Here is a 15,576-nt window from a genome sequence, read left to right as displayed (position 1 = left end):
CAAGCTATGATTTTAAGTCATGGCTATTATGACAACAATTCGCTTGTGGACTCAAGCAGCAGGCCGTTGAATAGAAATCTGATTTTATTACGTGGTTATGCAACCTATCTGGCGGAGTTACGATGTCTCTTCAATCAAGTGTTCAGACCTCTTCAAAATTACCCGATGTTGGCACCACTATTTTCAGTGTGATTGGTCAGCTTTCGGCGCAGCATAAAGCCATCAACCTGTCACAGGGCGCACCGAATTTCCCCTGCGATCCACAGTTGGTCGAGCTGGTCAGCAAAGCGATGCGCGAGGGTCATAACCAGTACGCGCCGCTGACGGGCCTGCCTGCACTGAAAGAAGCGCTGGCGCAGAAAGTGCATACGTTGTATGGCCAGCAGTACGATGTCGGCAGTGAAGTGCTGATCACCGGCAGCGCCAGCCAGGGTATCTATATGGCGATTTCCGCGCTGGTGCATCCTGGTGATGAAGTGATTTTCTTCGAACCAGCCTTCGACAGCTATGCGCCGGTGGTCCGTTTGCAGGGTGGTAAACCGATTGGCCTGAAATTGCAGGTGCCGGATTTTGCCATCAACTGGGACGAACTGCGAGCCACCATTACGCCACGTACCCGCATGATCATCATCAACACGCCACACAACCCGAGTGCGCAGGTGTTAACCCCGGCGGATCTGGATCAGCTGGCCGCACTGACGCGTAATACCGATATCGTGGTGTTGTCCGACGAAGTGTACGAACACATCGTGTTTGATGGTCGTCCGCACTGCGGTATGGCGACGCATCCTGAGCTGGCGCAGCGCAGCGTGATTGTCTCCTCCTTTGGTAAAACCTTCCACGTCACCGGCTGGCGCGTCGGTTATGCGCTGGCACCGGCCGCGCTGATGACGGAAATTGTCAAAGTACATCAGTTTATGATGTATGCCGCCGATACCCCGATGCAGGTGGGTTTTGCCCATTACCTGCAACATCCGGAAAATTATCTGCAACTGTCGCCGTTCTATCAGCAGAAGCGCGATCGTCTGATGTCATTGATGGCGGATTCGCCGTTTAAACTGCTGCCGTGCGCCGGTTCCTTCTTTGTTTTAGCCAGTTACGGACATTTCAGTGACGAAAGTGATAGCGAAATGGTAAAACGTCTCATCGTCGAACACGGTGTGGCGACCATTCCGTTGTCGGCGTTTTATATGGATGGCACAGACAATAAATTAATCCGTCTGTCGTTTGCCAAAGACGACGCGACATTACAGGCCGGAGCAGAAGCACTCTGCCGGGTCAAAGGGTAACTTAGGGGTATAACAATGAAAAAATTAAACGTACTTTTTGTGGCGCTGGGCATGATGACCTCTGTGCATGCATTCGCCCAGGAGACCTTACGCTACGGTCTGGAATCACAGTACCCACCGTTTGAGAGCCGCAACGCCCAGGGCGAGCTGGAAGGCTTCGATATTGAGCTGGGTAAAGCCATTTGCCAGAGCGGCAACTTCAAATGCAGCTGGGTCGAAAGCAGCTTTGATGCTCTGATCCCGGCGTTGCAGGCCAAGAAATTTGATGCCATCAACTCTGCGATGAACATCACCGAAGCACGCGCGAAAAGCATCGACTTCACCAAACCGATTTACCGTATTCCGACCATGCTGGTGGCGAAAGAGGGCCAGGGCCTGCTGCCGACCGCAGCATCGCTGAAAGGGAAAAACATCGGCGTATTGCAGGGTTCCATCCAGGAAACCTATGCCAAAAAACATTGGGAGCCGGAGGGCGTGACCGTAACGTCCTATCAGGATCAAAACCAGGTGTATAACGACATGGTCGCCGGGCGTCTGGATGGCACGCTGGTGATGTCAGCCGCGGGTCAGTCCGGTTTCCTTGATAAGCCGCAGGGCAAAGGTTTTGCTTTCGTTGGCAAGCCAGTGGAAGACGATACTATCCTCGGCTCAGGCATCGGTTTTGGCCTGCGCAAGGGTGACGCCAGGCTGAAACAGGAGCTGGATGCGGCGATCACCAAAGTGCAGACTGATGGCACCGTGACCAAACTGGCGGCGAAATTCTTCCCGGGTATCGACGTTAGCGTGGCGAAATAACCTATTACGGTGTGCATCAATAAGGATGCACACCGTATTGCACGAGTTTATCTGGCTGCCAGATAACACAAGGCTTCCGCAACCTGATACGACTTCACAAACGACGGCACTGGCAGGAATTCAAAACGCGAATGAAAGTTGTGTGCACCGGTAAAGAAATTCGGTGTCAGCAAGCCTTTAGCCGATAGCGCTGCCCCATCAGTCCCCCCTCGCATCGGAATCACCTTCGGTTCAATCCCCAGCTGTGCCAGCGCGGCAAATATCAAATCAATCGCTCGCCGATCCTCACCGATAGCATTGCTGATATTGCTGTAGACATCATTGATGCTGAGCGCCACCTGTCCGGTGGGATACTGTGCGGCAATCTCATCGGCGATTTCCACCAGTTGCTGTTTCTTCGCATCGAAGCCATTGAGATCAAAATCACGAATCGATGCTTTCAGCACCGCACGGCTGGCATTGGCCTGCATATCGTTAAACCAGATATAGCCTTCGCGTCCTTCGGTGTGCTCCGGCGTCGCCTGGCGATCGAACCGCTGGATAAAGTCATGCGCCATCAGCAGCGGATTCACCAGCACGCCTTTGCCGGACATCGGGTGTGCCGGAACACCAGTAAAAATAATCTCAGCAGCGGCGGCATTGAAGTTTTCGTAGACCACTTCGCCCAGCTCGCAGCAGTCGATGGTCCAGGCAAAATCGACGTCAAAACGTTGTTCCAGATCGAGCGCTTTGGCACCACGCAGGCCAATTTCCTCGTCGGGTACAAAGGCCACCACGATATCGCCATGATCACCTTGCAGGTTTTCCATCAGCGTCATCACCACCGTCACCGCCGCTTTGTTGTCTGCGCCGAGTACACTGGTCCCGTCGCTAAAGATAATTTGCTGGCCGAGGTAGGGTACGATTTCAGGATGCTCAGCCACGCGCAGCCAGATATCCTGCACGGCATTCAGGCACAGGTCGTCGCCGGTAAAGGTTAGGGTTTGTGGGTGGATATCCGCTGACAACCCGACATCAACAGTATCGATGTGGGTGATAAACCCGATGCGTGGGGCTTCAGGGCGATTACCGCGCTTCAGTGCCGTCACCGTGGCGTGTGCGTCGATCATCACCTCTTCCAGCCCCAGCTCACGCAGCTCTGCTGCCAGCAGCTCAGCCATGGCATGTTGTGAGGGGGTACTCGGAAGCGTAGTGGATTTGGCATCGCTCTGGCTGGAAACGGCCAGATAACGGTAAAACCGCTGAGTCAGCTGGCGGGCGAGTTGATCTGTCATCGGGAGTCCTTATCAATTTAACGGGGCGTTCGTTCGCAGAACGACTAAATCAAATTATTAATTAATGCCTTGTATAACGATGCAGACTCATTGAAGTCAACTAATCGCGAGAAATCGGATTTTAACCGCTCGATTGTTCCAGTGTGTTCAGCTGCTGGTGCAGAAAATCGAGGAACAAATTCAGGGCGGCACTACGCGGCCGTCCTGATAATGTCTGCAATTGCAGCGTTCGCTGGTTCAACTGATCAATGCGCACCGAGCGCAATAGCAACCCGTGAGTTTGCGCCTCATACCGCACGGTAAACGGGCTACAAATGGTGACCGCCAGCGGTGTTTGCAGCAGAAAATGGAACAGGGTGGAGAAGTTATCGCAGGTCAGCACCGGTTCGATAACATAGCCACTCATATGGCAGGAGAGATCAAACAACTGGCGCACCGTGGTGTTTTGCTCCGGTAACGCCAGCGGATATTGGCCCAGGTCAGCCAGTGTCACCTCATCAGCCTGCGCCAGTGGATGGTTATGATGCATCACCAGCTGCACTGGCGCGGGCCAGGAGCCGATGACCTCAACGCCACGCTCGGCATACAGGCTGAACTGCAACGCCAGATCACACTCGCCGTTACGAATTAACTCAGCCACGCCCTGGGTGCTGGCCACTTTCAGGCTAAACAGCACGCCTGGGTTACTGGCGCGGAAATCGGCAAACAGACGTGGCAGCAAGGTAAACGCCATGCCATCGGTGCAGGCCACGCGAATCTGCGTGCGGCGCACGGCGGTGAGTCCCTTAATTTCCGCCAGGGCATATTCCATATCCAGCATATTTTTCCGCACATGATGGGCAAAGATTTCTCCGGCTTCGTTCAGCACCATGCCACGGGCGTGGCGGTCAAACAGCGGCACACCGACTTCAGCTTCCAGCCGCTGAATCTGGCGGCTGATCGCCGAAATGGCGACAAATAACTGCTCACTGGCCGCGCTGAGCGATCCGGCATTGGCAACCGCCATAAAATAACGAATTTCACTGCTGAGCACTGACCTGCCTCCTGATGGTGCATGCCTCGTAATCGGGCAGCTGACCTTTGCTTTAAAAGCAAATCTTACTCGATAAATTGATAATTGTGGCAAATCAGCCTTTCCGCAAAGATAAGGATGATGATAAAACCAACAAAAGACAGGGCAAACATGACAGTACAACAGGTCGTTAATCAGGCCAGCGACTATTTTGACAGCGGGGAATTCCAGCAATTACTGGCGCGCCGCGTGGCGCTGGTGACTGAAAGCCAGCGCGCGGATCGCGATGACGAACTGCATCACTACCTGCATCAGGAAATCGGGCCGCAACTGGCGGCACTCGGGTTTACGCTGCACTTTATCGACAACCCGGTCACCGCCCAGCGTCCGTTCCTGGTTGCGGTGCGTATGGAGGATCCAGCCCTGCCAACGCTGCTGAGTTACGGTCACGGCGATGTGGTATTTGGCGATGATGAAAACTGGCGCGACGGATTATCGCCGTGGCAGCTGACCGAAGAGGGCGATCGCTGGTACGGTCGCGGCAGCGCGGATAATAAAGGTCAGCACTGCGTCAATCTGGCGGCGCTGGAACAGGTCTTCAAGGCGCGCGGCGGACGGCTTGGCTTTAACTGTAAAATGCTGTTTGAAATGGGCGAAGAGATCAGCTCGCCGGGGCTGGCGCAGCTGTGCCAGGAACACGGTGAACTGCTGCAAGCGGACCTGTTTATCGCCTCTGACGGCCCGCGCCTCAATGCGGTACGCCCGACGCTGTTCCTTGGTTCGCGCGGCTGCGTCAATTTTCGTCTGACCATTAACGCACGCGACAATGCCTACCACTCCGGCAACTGGGGCGGTCTGCTGACCAACCCCGGTACTCAGCTGGCGAATGCGATTGCCTCGCTGGTGAGCGCCAATGGCGTATTGCAGGTGGCGGCGCTGAAACCGACCTCACTGACGGATGAAGTGCGTGCCATTCTGAGTGATATCGAAGTAGGGGGCATGCCAGGCGACCCGCAGATTGAGGTTAACTGGGGTGAGCCCGGACTGACGCCAACCGAACGCCTGTATGGCTGGAACACGCTGGAAGTGCTGGCGTTTCTCACCGGCAATCCGGCACGGCCGATGAACGCCATTCCTGGTGAGGCCAGCGCAGTTTGTCAGCTGCGTTTTGTCGTCGGGACTGACTGGCAAAACCTGGTGCAGCACATCGAGGCGCATCTGCAACAACATGGCTTTGATCAGGTAAAAGTGGAGTTTATGCGCGGATCGCCTGCCACCCGCCTTGATCCCACCGATCCGCTGGTGCACTGGGTGCTGGCAAGCATGGCGGAGACCAGCGGGAAAAAACCGGCGCTGTTGCCGAATCTCGGTGGCTCGCTGCCGAACGAAGTGTTCTCCGATATCCTCGGCCTGCCGACGTTGTGGGTGCCGCACTCGTATCCGGCCTGCGGTCAGCATGGCGTCAACGAGCATATGCTGAAATCCATTGCGCGTGAGGGTCTGCAAATCATGACGCGCCTGCTGTGGGATTTGGGTGAGCAGGGCGAGGAACTGATGGCCCGTCACCGTGCCCATGCCGGAGGTGCCAAATGAGCAGCCTTAGCCAAAGCGCACCGGCCAGCGTGGTCAAACCCAGCCTGCATAAAACGCTGTTTGCCACCTGTATCGGCAATGCACTGGAGTGGTTCGACATTGCGGTATATGGCTTCTTCGCCAGTTATATCGCCCATGCTTTCTTCCCGACCAGCGATCCCTCGGTATCGCTGCTGCTGACCTTTGGCAGCTTCGGTGTTTCTTTCCTGATTCGTCCGCTGGGGGCGATTGTGCTGGGCAACTACGCCGATCGTCATGGCCGTAAAAAGGCGCTGCTGCTGTCGATCAACCTGATGATGCTGGGCGGAGCGATTATTACCTTTATGCCGGGTTACGCCTCGATTGGCCTGATTGCCCCGGTACTGATTCTGCTGGCGCGCCTGATCCAGGGATTCTCCGCCGGTGGCGAGTTCGGTAGCTCGACGGCGTTCCTGGTTGAGCATTTTCCAGAGCGCAAAGCCTTTATCGCCAGCTGGCAGTTCGCCACCCAGGGGGCGAGCACCCTGATGGCGTCGGCGTTTGGTCTGGGTCTGACGCAGATCCTTACCGAGAGCCAGATTCAGGAGTGGGGCTGGCGTATTCCGTTCGCGTTTGGTTTGTTGATCGGTCCGCTGGGTATTTATATCCGTCGCCATGTGCATGAACCGGCCAGCTTCGCTGCACAACAGCCGGAAGCGGCACCGCTGAAGCGCCTGTTTGGCCGCCAGAAGGAGCTGATGCTGCTGGCAATTGGGTTGATGGTGATCTCCACTGCGGTCAACTACATGCTCAACTATGTGCCGACCTATGCCACCAAAACGCTGCATCTGCCGGGGTCGGCGGCCTTCACTGCCACGCTGCTGGCCGGGGTGATTCTGACCGTGGTTACGCCGTTGATGGGACTGTGGGCTGAGAAAGTCGGGCGTGTGCCGTTGATGTGGGGATCGCTGATTCTGCTGCTGGTGACCATCTATCCGGCGTTTAAGATGGTGGTGAACCACACCACCCCGACGACGTTGATTCTGCTGGTGGGCTGGATGGCACTGCTGAAGTCGGTGTATTTCTCGACGGTACCTTCGGTGATGGCTGACCTGTTTCCGGTGGGTACCCGCGCCAGTGGCATGGCTATCAGCTATAACATCGCGGTGACGGTATTTGGTGGTTTTTCGCCGCTGATTTGTACCCTGTTGATTAGCGCGACCGGCACCAGCCTGGCACCGAGCTATTATCTGATGGCAGTGGCATTGCTGAGTGGTATCGCGCTGGTGCGCAGCAAGCAGCGCCTGAGTTAACCCACTGCAATAACCGTAACCGGGTCGGCATTGATGCCGACCCGGTCAATAAACGCACTGTTCCGTAGCGGCGCGATTTATCGCGCAAGTTTTTTTTACGAAAACTGCAAATACGCCACATGGGTTTGCAGATACTCTTCCAGCCCGTGACGACCATCGGCACCGCCGACACCCGATTTACGCCAGCCCGCATGGAAACCCTGCATCGCTTCGAAATTCTCGCGATTGATATAGGTCTCACCAAACTTCAGCTGACGCAGGGCGATCATTGCGGTATTGAGGTTTTGCGTGTAGATCGACGACGTTAGCCCATATTCACAGTCATTAGCCAGCGTGATCGCTTCATCCAGCGTTTTAAACGTCATGACTGGCAGCACCGGTCCAAAGATCTCTTCACGCATGATCTCCATCTCCTGGCGTACGCCGGTGATGATGGTGGGTTCAAAGTAGAAACCTTTATCGCCAGCACGTTTCCCGCCCAGCACCACTTTGCCGCCTTGCTCAACCGCCTTCGCCACTTTTTGTTCTACGCGCCCCAGTGCTGCAGCGGTGATCAGCGGCCCCATATCGATGTCAGTCAGTTCCGCAGGATTGCCGAATTTCACCTGCTTAAAGGCTTCGGTTAGCGCATTGATAAAGCGATCGTAGATGCCTTCCTGCACATAAACGCGCTCGGCACAGTTACACACCTGCCCGGTATTGATCACACGTGAACTGACAATCGCTTTCACCGCCAGATCGAGATCGGCATCATCCATCACGATAGCCGGGGCTTTGCCACCCAGTTCCAGTGAGACTTTAGTGACGTTCTTCGCTGCGGCTTCCATGGTGGCGATACCGGCATTGACGCTGCCTGTCAGGCTTACCAGCCCGACTTTCGGGTTTGCCGCCAGCTCCTGACCGACTTCCGGGCCGTAACCGTAAACAAAGTTAATCACCCCTTTAGGCAGGCTGATGTCATGCAGAATACGGGCGAAGATCGCCGCGTTGTTGGGGGTCAGTTCACTGGGTTTGATCACGATGGTATTGCCGGTGACCAGCGCCGGGGCCGCTTTACGCGCAATCAGGAAGAAAGGGAAATTCCACGGCAGAATGCCGGTGGTGACGCCAATCGCCTTTTTAAAGACAAAAATGTTTTCGTTGGGGCGGTCGCTGTTAACAATTTCCCCTTCGTAGCGTCGCGCCCATTCCGCCATATATTCAAGATAATCGGCGGTAAACAGCACTTCGGTTTGCGCCAGCCCCTGGGTTTTCCCGCCTTCGGCAACGATGGTAGCGGTCAATTCCGTCTCATGTTGACGAATACCGGCGGCGATTTTACGCAGCCAGTTGCCGCGCTCAATCGCCGGTAACGCCTCCCAACCGGGTTGCGCCGCTTCTGCCGCTGCAATGGCCTGGCTGGCGTCCTGCTTTGTGCCTTCCGGCACGCGTGACAGCAGCGCTTCGGTGGCCGGGTTAATCACTTCAATCCATTTATCATTCTGGTTTGCAACAAACTCGCCATTAATGAAATGTTGATGGTGCGTTGTCATCTGTAGGGTCTCCGCGATCGGTTTCGTTAAATTTGTGTGAAATGCAGAGTGAAACAGATCAAGGTGTAGCACCTTTTTATGGCTGCCAGGGCGGGCGTGTGGATGGCAAAGACGGGAAGAACAACATGATAAACGCAGCATAACTGGCGAAATGCTGCGTATTCAGCAGGTTACTATGTGGGTCGGCAGAGTCTGAAAACCTCAGGAACCTGGCATCATCGCGCCGCTGGCAATAAACCAGGCCAGAAAGCTGACACCGGCAACAATAATGGCGATAGGAAAAAGCAGTCCGATTTTCATGATTATCCTAAAGTGAATGCGGGTTCAGCTCAGCTGAACCAGGGCACGATGCGTTTTCATCATACTGAACAGCTGAAACTGCGTGGCATCGTCAACTTCACGCAGATGTTCACCTTTTTGATACTGAATACTATGAATATGCCCAAGTTGCCGCCAGACCACGATAGCCGACGCCAGCAGGGCGCAGTTATCCTCGCTTTGCACGCATTCAACACGGGCATAACGGGTCTCTTCCAGTCCATTAATGAAGATGTTGAGTGACTCAGGCGGCACAATCGCGCGGATATCATCCAGCATCACGCGGCTTACCGGCCTTGAGAGCATCAGCGTCAACCATTTGGTGTTCATCCCAATCCTTCGTCCTGATGATTTTCCTCAACGTTATACGGATTAATTGCGGCCGGGGGAAGGCATGATCCGTGCTTTGTGTGATTGCCATGTTAAGAGGAAGTCTGGCAATCAGGTTAAAACTGTGCTGATCAACACAACATTACCGGAAAAAATCGATAATAATAAATGAGTTATCTATTTTACCTGTGTAACTGCCTGCAAATGTGGATTTGTGATCCGAATGTTGAATACCCACCGGATATTGCCAACTCCGCCCGTTCCCCGGCAACCATCCAAAGGCTGAGTAAAAGCTGACCGCCGTAGACTCTCGGGTAATCGGGAGACCGTCGGTTTCCTGTTGGCCTCAACCTTACGAAGGAATAACAATGAACAGTGCCATCATTGCAGGTATTTTCTGGCATCTGGTGGGTGCCGCCAGTGCCGCATGCTTTTATGCTCCGTTTAAACAGGTGAAAAAGTGGTCATGGGAAACCATGTGGTCGGTCGGTGGCGTGATGTCATGGCTGATTTTGCCCTGGGTGGTCAGTGCGGTGCTGTTACCGAATTTCTGGGCCTACTACGGTAGCTTCAGCTTTTCGCAGTTGCTGCCGGTGTTTTTGTTTGGGGGCATGTGGGGTATCGGCAACATCAACTACGGGCTGACGATGCGTTATCTCGGTATGTCGATGGGCATCGGTATCGCCATAGGGATTACCCTGGTGGTAGGTACGCTGATGACGCCGCTGCTCCAGGGCCGCTTTGTCGAGTTGTTCAGCTCGGAAGGCGGGCGATTAACGTTGCTCGGCGTGTTTGTGGCGTTGATTGGCGTCGCTATCGTCTCACGCGCCGGATTGTTAAAAGAACGCGCCCTGGGCATCAATGCGGAAGAGTTCAATTTGAAGAAGGGGCTGGTGCTGGCGGTGATTTGCGGCATCTTCTCAGCCGGGATGTCTTTTGCTATGGACGCGGCGAAACCGATGCACGAGGCTGCGGCGAATCTTGGCATTAACCCGCTGTATGTGGCATTGCCCAGTTATGTGGTGATCATGGGGGGCGGGGCGCTGGTCAACCTGGCCTACTGCTTTATCCGTCTGGCGGTGAAGTCGGATCTCTCTGTACGGGCCGATTTCTCAATTGCGAAGCCGATGCTGATTGCTAACATCGCCTTCGCCGTGCTGGGCGGCACCATGTGGTATCTGCAATTCTTCTTCTATGCCTGGGGACACGCCAAAATCCCGGCACAGTATGACTTCGTCAGCTGGATGCTGCATATGAGCCTGTATGTGCTGTGCGGTGGCCTGGTTGGGCTGGTCATGAAGGAATGGAAAGCCGTTGGGCAACGTCCGGTACGTGTACTGTCGCTGGGCTGTGTGGTGATCATCATTGCGGCGAATATTGTCGGGCTGGGCATGGCATCCTGATACATCATTGCGGCGCGAATTATCGCGCCGCAATGATTTAATGTGTTTCATTCATCATTATTAGGCGGTTTGGCAAAAAACGTTGCCGCCACGCACTCGGCGTCAGGCCGGTTTCACGCGTAAATACCACCGAAAAATAATTGCTGTCATCAAAGCCGCAACGGGCGGCCACTTCACTGATTAACCAATCCTGAGTACGCAGCAGATATTTCGCCTGGCATAGCTGTAACTGACGCAGATAATGGCCGATGGTCATGCCGGTCTGCTGGCGGAACAACTGTTTGAGCGCCCGTTCACCTAATTGATTCTGCTCGCAAAACGTGGCGAGGTCGAAAGGGCGGTCAATCGCGCCCTGCAAGGCAGACATCAGCAGGTCCAGCTGTTCTCCCTCCGGCAATACCCAGGGACGATCCGCCGCATAACCGTGGCGGCGCAGGATCAGCGCCAGCTGCAAAAAAAGCGCTTCAGAAAGCTGAATGGAGAGAGGATCGCTTTTGCGGCTTTCCCGCTCCAGCTGGGTGATCACCCCACGTGCCAGCGCCATACCACGCGTGGTTAAGCGCCAGCAGCCCGGGGATTCTGCATCGTCGGGTGGCAACAACTGGCTCCAGTCCAGTCCAAGATGAAAGCGGTCACGACAGTAGAGAATATTGTCCAGCACCAGATCGTTGACGCTGTCATAGCTGTGGCAGTCGTTATCGCGAATATAAAACACATCGCCACAGGTAATCAGCCACGGTCGATCGTTGAGCACATGCAAGCCGTTGCCGCGCCAGACAATCACAATTTCACTGAACTCATGACGATGCGGCGGGAAGGAAGGCTGCGGCAGGCGTTCAGCTACCGCAATCGGCAAAGAGGGTGCCGGGAAATAGTCTTCGCGCGACAATATTAGCGACATGAGGGTCACTCCTAATCACAACATCTGCTGGCGCTCCGTTCTGGGTGCACAGCCAAATTCCCGCCGGAACAAGGTGGAGAAATGGTTGCTGTCACCAAATCCACACTGAAAGGCGATATCCGTAATGCGCAAATCGCTGTGCCGTAACAGGTGGCGCGCCTGTAGCAAGCGCAACCGGTTCAGGTAGCGTTGCGGCGTATTCCCGGTTTGTTGCTTCATCTGACGATGCAGGGTGCGCAGCGACAGTGAAAATTGGTCAGCAAGTGCCTCCCAGAGAATCTCTTCACTGTAGTGCTCATTCAGCCAGTCAAGCAACCGATGCAATCGGGCTTCCTGATCCTGGGCTTCATCGTTGTGACCCGCCTCGCGCAACAACACCAACAGTTGCAGGAACAACTGTTCCTGACGTGCCTGCTTCTCCAGTGACCAGACACCTGGCGGATTCATCTGCGTAACAATCTGCAAGGCCTGGCCCATCACCTTGTGGTTAATCCGCCAGTGTGACGCGTAATTGCCATCCTCCTCGCGCGGCAGCAAAGCTTGCAGACCGGAGAGAAAGCGGAAGGCCGCCGGACTGCGATACAGCACGTTGGTCAGACACAGGTTGTCGGTTTGCTCATAAAGATGGCGATCGTGATCGCGAATGAAACACACACAACCGGCACACAGCGCCTGCGGCTGACCATTGAACACATGAATGCCGGAACCCTGTTCTACCAGCACAATTTCGTGGAAATCATGGTGATGTTCAGGAAACGCCTGCTGCGGCACGCGCGGCTCGATGGCGATGGCGTAATCCCCGGCAGGGAAAAAATCTGCGCTGTGTAAAACGGTCATGGCTCGCCTCTCATTATTAACAAAACCGTAACCGAGTCTACTCAGGCGGCTGCCACCTTACCTTGAATTTTCAACCTGCCAATGCAGGAAAATGGCTAATTTTTCAAGATCTCGCGTGTTGTTCGGGAAAATGCGGCGAAGGTCACAACCCGGTGCTTGTATGGTTCTGTGAGCTGTCTCACGAACATCTTTGTAACGGTGCCAGCAGCATTGGCGCGCTGGCAGTAAGGGGAAGGTGACCAGACGGCAGGATTTTTACTCTTTACGCATCTCATCACAGGAAGAACTCGCCATGAGTATGCGTAACATTGTTGCCATTGATTTAGGCGCATCCAGCGGGCGCATAATGCTCGCTCAATGGACCTCCGCGTCTCAGCGCATCACGCTGCGGGAAGTGCGCCGTTTTGCTAATCAGCGCGTGCGTCGTGCCGGTTACGACTGCTGGGATCTGGACCATCTGGAGCAGGAGATACGTTGCGGGCTACAACAGCTGGATGAGGAAGGTATCGTGCCGGACAGCATCGGTATCGATACCTGGGGTGTTGACCTGGTGCTGCTGGATGCTGATGGACAGCGGGTCGGCGAGGCAGTGAGCTATCGCGACGCCCGTACCGATGGCCAGATGACGCAGGCAATCAGCGATCTCGGCAAACAGGCCATTTATCAGCGCACCGGCATTCAGTTTCTGCCGTTTAATACCCTGTATCAGCTGCGTGCCCTGCATTTGCAACAGCCAGACTGGCAGGCGCAGGTAGCACATGCGTTGATGATTCCGGACTACCTGCATTTTCAATTGACCGGCAACATGAACTGGGAATACACCAACGCCACGACGACCCAATTGCTGAACATCACCAGTGGCGAATGGGACCCGGATTTACTGGCCTGGGCCGGGGTGGATGCCCGCTGGTTTGGCAAACCCTCCGCACCGGGTAACACCGTCGGTTTTTGGTCCAGTCCCCGTGGACACAGGATTCCGGTGGTTGCGGTCGCCACCCATGACACCGCCAGTGCCGTGCTGGCAACGCCTTTAATGCAGGATGATGCCGCTTATCTTAGCTCTGGTACCTGGTCACTGATGGGGATTGAGAGCCTGCAACCTTGCCTGAGCCGTGCCGCGCTTGACGCCAATATCACCAATGAAGGGGGCGCGGAGGGCTACCGGGTATTGAAAAATATCATGGGCCTGTGGCTGTTGCAGCGGGTGTGCAGTGAACTGCAAATCAGCGATCTGTGTGGATTGATTCAGCAGGCGGCGGATGAACCGGCCTGCCGCGCCCTGATCAACCCCAACGCCAGCCGCTTTATCAATCCCGCCAGTATGGTGCAGGAAATTCAGAACGCCTGTGCGGAACAACATATGCCGGTTCCTCAGTCATCTGCCGCGCTGGCCCGCACCATTTTTGACAGCCTGGCTCTGCTGTATCGCCAGGTCATCAGCGAACTCGGCCAGCTACGTGCGGGACCTTTGCGTCAGCTGCATGTGGTTGGAGGGGGGTGCCAGAACCCGTTGCTCAACCAGCTTTGCGCCGATGCCTGCCAGCTGCCGGTGTTCGCCGGACCGGTGGAAGCCTCGACGCTGGGCAATGTCGGCTGCCAGCTGATCGCTCTCGGTGAGCTGCGAGATGTGGCCGACCTGCGTCGCTGTATCAGCCAAAACTTCCCGTTAGAAAAATTCGAACCGCTTAACAACAGCGCTTTTCGTGCCAGCCAGGCACGTTTTGCCGCGCTGAGCCAACCCGCTAAGGAACTTGCTTATGACAAAGCTGATTGAACAGGCCTTTGACCTGGCGAAACAACGCTACACCGCGATCGGCGTGGATGTGGAACAGGTAATGACGCAACTGGATGGTATCCCGGTGTCGATGCACTGCTGGCAGGGCGATGACGTGCGCGGATTCGAGAACCCGCAAGGTGCTCTGACCGGCGGTATTCAGGCCACCGGCAACTACCCGGGCAAGGCGCGTAATGCTGAGGAGCTGCGCGCTGATCTCGATAAAGCGATGTCGCTGATTCCGGGAGCTAAACGCCTCAACCTGCACGCGATCTATCTGGAAAGCGATAAGCCGGTAGAGCGTGATGCCATCGAACCAGAACATTTCAGCAACTGGGTGGCGTGGGCAAAAAGCAACAAACTGGGGCTGGATTTCAACCCGACCTGTTTCTCACACCCGCTGAGCGCCGACGGTTTTACTCTGGCGCATGCAGATAAGAGCATCCGCCAGTTCTGGATTGATCACTGCAAGGCCAGCCGCCGCATTTCGGCTTCGTTCGGCGAACAGCTGGGTACGGCGTCGGTCATGAACATTTGGGTGCCGGACGGGATGAAAGATCTGACGGTGGATCGGCTGGCACCGCGCCAGAGACTGCTGGCGGCGCTGGATGAGATCATCAGTGAAAAACTTAATCCACAACATCATATCGATGCGGTTGAAAGCAAACTGTTTGGCATCGGTGCTGAGAGTTATACCGTCGGCTCTAACGAGTTCTGTCTCGGATATGCCTGTAGCCGTCAGATCGCGCTGACGCTTGATGCCGGCCACTTTCACCCGACGGAAGTGATCTCCGACAAGATTTCCACCGCCATGCTGTATGTGCCACGCCTGCTGCTGCATGTCAGCCGCCCGGTGCGCTGGGACAGCGACCATGTGGTGCTGCTGGATGACGAAACTCAGGCGATCGCCAATGAAATCGCCCGTCAGAAGTTATTCGATAAGGTCCACATCGGCCTCGACTTTTTTGATGCTTCCATCAACCGCATTGCCGCCTGGGTGATTGGTACGCGCAACGCCAAAAAAGCGCTGCTGCGCGCGCTGCTGGAGCCGACGGAACAGCTGCGCAAACTGGAAAGTGAAGGGGATTACACCGCCCGCCTCGCGCTGCTGGAAGAACAAAAATCACTGCCGTGGCAGGCGGTCTGGGAAGCCTGGTGCCTGCGCCATGACGTACCGGCAGATGCCAGCTGGCTGAGCGATGTCCGCCATTACGAACAACAAATTCTGGCTCAACGTTAAGGGACAC

14 protein-coding genes are annotated in these 15,576 nt (G+C 55.4%); 7 read left to right on the top strand and 7 right to left on the bottom strand.

Annotation, left to right across the window (positions count from 1 at the left end; genetic code table 11):
- Nucleotides 1-122 precede the first annotated feature (122 nt).
- Both AC6I8X_RS10300 and AC6I8X_RS10295 read left to right on the top strand, forming a co-directional pair.
- Entirely contained in the window at nucleotides 123-1,289 is a 1,167-nt protein-coding gene (locus AC6I8X_RS10300) for a methionine aminotransferase (protein WP_497839752.1), read from the top strand.
- 15 nt (nucleotides 1,290-1,304) lie between these two features.
- On the top strand, nucleotides 1,305-2,084 hold the full coding sequence (locus tag AC6I8X_RS10295; RefSeq protein ID WP_313686109.1) for a transporter substrate-binding domain-containing protein: 780 nt from the start codon (nucleotides 1,305-1,307) through the stop codon (nucleotides 2,082-2,084).
- A gap of 47 nt (nucleotides 2,085-2,131) precedes the next feature.
- Here AC6I8X_RS10295 and pepT read toward each other — a convergent pair whose 3' ends face one another.
- Both pepT and AC6I8X_RS10285 read right to left on the bottom strand, forming a co-directional pair.
- Entirely contained in the window at nucleotides 2,132-3,358 is a 1,227-nt protein-coding gene (gene pepT / locus AC6I8X_RS10290) for a peptidase T (RefSeq protein ID WP_497839751.1), read from the bottom strand.
- Between the two features lie 121 nt (nucleotides 3,359-3,479).
- A complete protein-coding gene (locus tag AC6I8X_RS10285) occupies nucleotides 3,480-4,391 on the bottom strand; it encodes a LysR family transcriptional regulator (RefSeq protein WP_497839750.1) in 912 nt (303 codons plus the stop codon).
- A gap of 150 nt (nucleotides 4,392-4,541) precedes the next feature.
- Between AC6I8X_RS10285 and AC6I8X_RS10280 the strand changes: the two genes are divergently transcribed.
- The gene (locus AC6I8X_RS10280) at nucleotides 4,542-5,963 is read left to right on the top strand and encodes a M20 family metallopeptidase (protein WP_497839749.1); all 1,422 of its coding nucleotides are present in this window, start codon (nucleotides 4,542-4,544) and stop codon (nucleotides 5,961-5,963) included.
- Complete coding sequence (locus tag AC6I8X_RS10275; RefSeq protein ID WP_497839748.1) at nucleotides 5,960-7,234, top strand: MFS transporter; 1,275 nt, start codon at nucleotides 5,960-5,962, stop codon at nucleotides 7,232-7,234. Before AC6I8X_RS10280 ends, AC6I8X_RS10275 begins: the two co-directional genes overlap by 4 nt.
- 95 nt (nucleotides 7,235-7,329) lie before the next feature.
- Here AC6I8X_RS10275 and aldA read toward each other — a convergent pair whose 3' ends face one another.
- From aldA to AC6I8X_RS10260, 3 genes are all read right to left on the bottom strand, one after another.
- A complete protein-coding gene (aldA, locus tag AC6I8X_RS10270; RefSeq protein ID WP_497839747.1) occupies nucleotides 7,330-8,766 on the bottom strand; it encodes an aldehyde dehydrogenase in 1,437 nt (478 codons plus the stop codon).
- Between the two features lie 201 nt (nucleotides 8,767-8,967).
- Entirely contained in the window at nucleotides 8,968-9,066 is a 99-nt protein-coding gene (locus AC6I8X_RS10265) for a YoaK family small membrane protein (protein WP_139807978.1), read from the bottom strand.
- Between the two features lie 24 nt (nucleotides 9,067-9,090).
- Nucleotides 9,091-9,414, bottom strand: coding sequence for a hypothetical protein (locus AC6I8X_RS10260; RefSeq protein WP_313689585.1), 324 nt, complete (start codon nucleotides 9,412-9,414; stop codon nucleotides 9,091-9,093).
- Between the two features lie 368 nt (nucleotides 9,415-9,782).
- Between AC6I8X_RS10260 and rhaT the strand changes: the two genes are divergently transcribed.
- Nucleotides 9,783-10,817, top strand: coding sequence for an L-rhamnose/proton symporter RhaT (gene rhaT, locus AC6I8X_RS10255; protein WP_497839746.1), 1,035 nt, complete (start codon nucleotides 9,783-9,785; stop codon nucleotides 10,815-10,817).
- Between the two features lie 37 nt (nucleotides 10,818-10,854).
- Here the strand turns inward: rhaT and rhaR are convergent, their stop codons facing one another.
- Entirely contained in the window at nucleotides 10,855-11,718 is an 864-nt protein-coding gene (rhaR, locus tag AC6I8X_RS10250; RefSeq protein ID WP_497839745.1) for an HTH-type transcriptional activator RhaR, read from the bottom strand.
- Between the two features lie 15 nt (nucleotides 11,719-11,733).
- Entirely contained in the window at nucleotides 11,734-12,555 is an 822-nt protein-coding gene (gene rhaS / locus AC6I8X_RS10245) for an HTH-type transcriptional activator RhaS (protein WP_313689233.1), read from the bottom strand.
- Nucleotides 12,556-12,847: 292 nt separating this feature from the next.
- On the opposite strand from rhaS, the gene rhaB reads away from it, so the two are divergent.
- Both rhaB and AC6I8X_RS10235 read left to right on the top strand, forming a co-directional pair.
- A complete protein-coding gene (gene rhaB, locus AC6I8X_RS10240) occupies nucleotides 12,848-14,329 on the top strand; it encodes a rhamnulokinase (RefSeq protein WP_497839744.1) in 1,482 nt (493 codons plus the stop codon).
- A complete protein-coding gene (locus AC6I8X_RS10235) occupies nucleotides 14,313-15,569 on the top strand; it encodes an L-rhamnose isomerase (RefSeq protein ID WP_299453737.1) in 1,257 nt (418 codons plus the stop codon). The genes rhaB and AC6I8X_RS10235 overlap by 17 nt, the downstream gene beginning before the upstream one ends.
- Nucleotides 15,570-15,576 lie beyond the last annotated feature (7 nt).

Source organism: Pantoea sp. X-Soil-TKNS-1280, from assembly GCF_059730475.1.
This window is presented reverse-complemented; position numbering and strand designations above follow the sequence as displayed.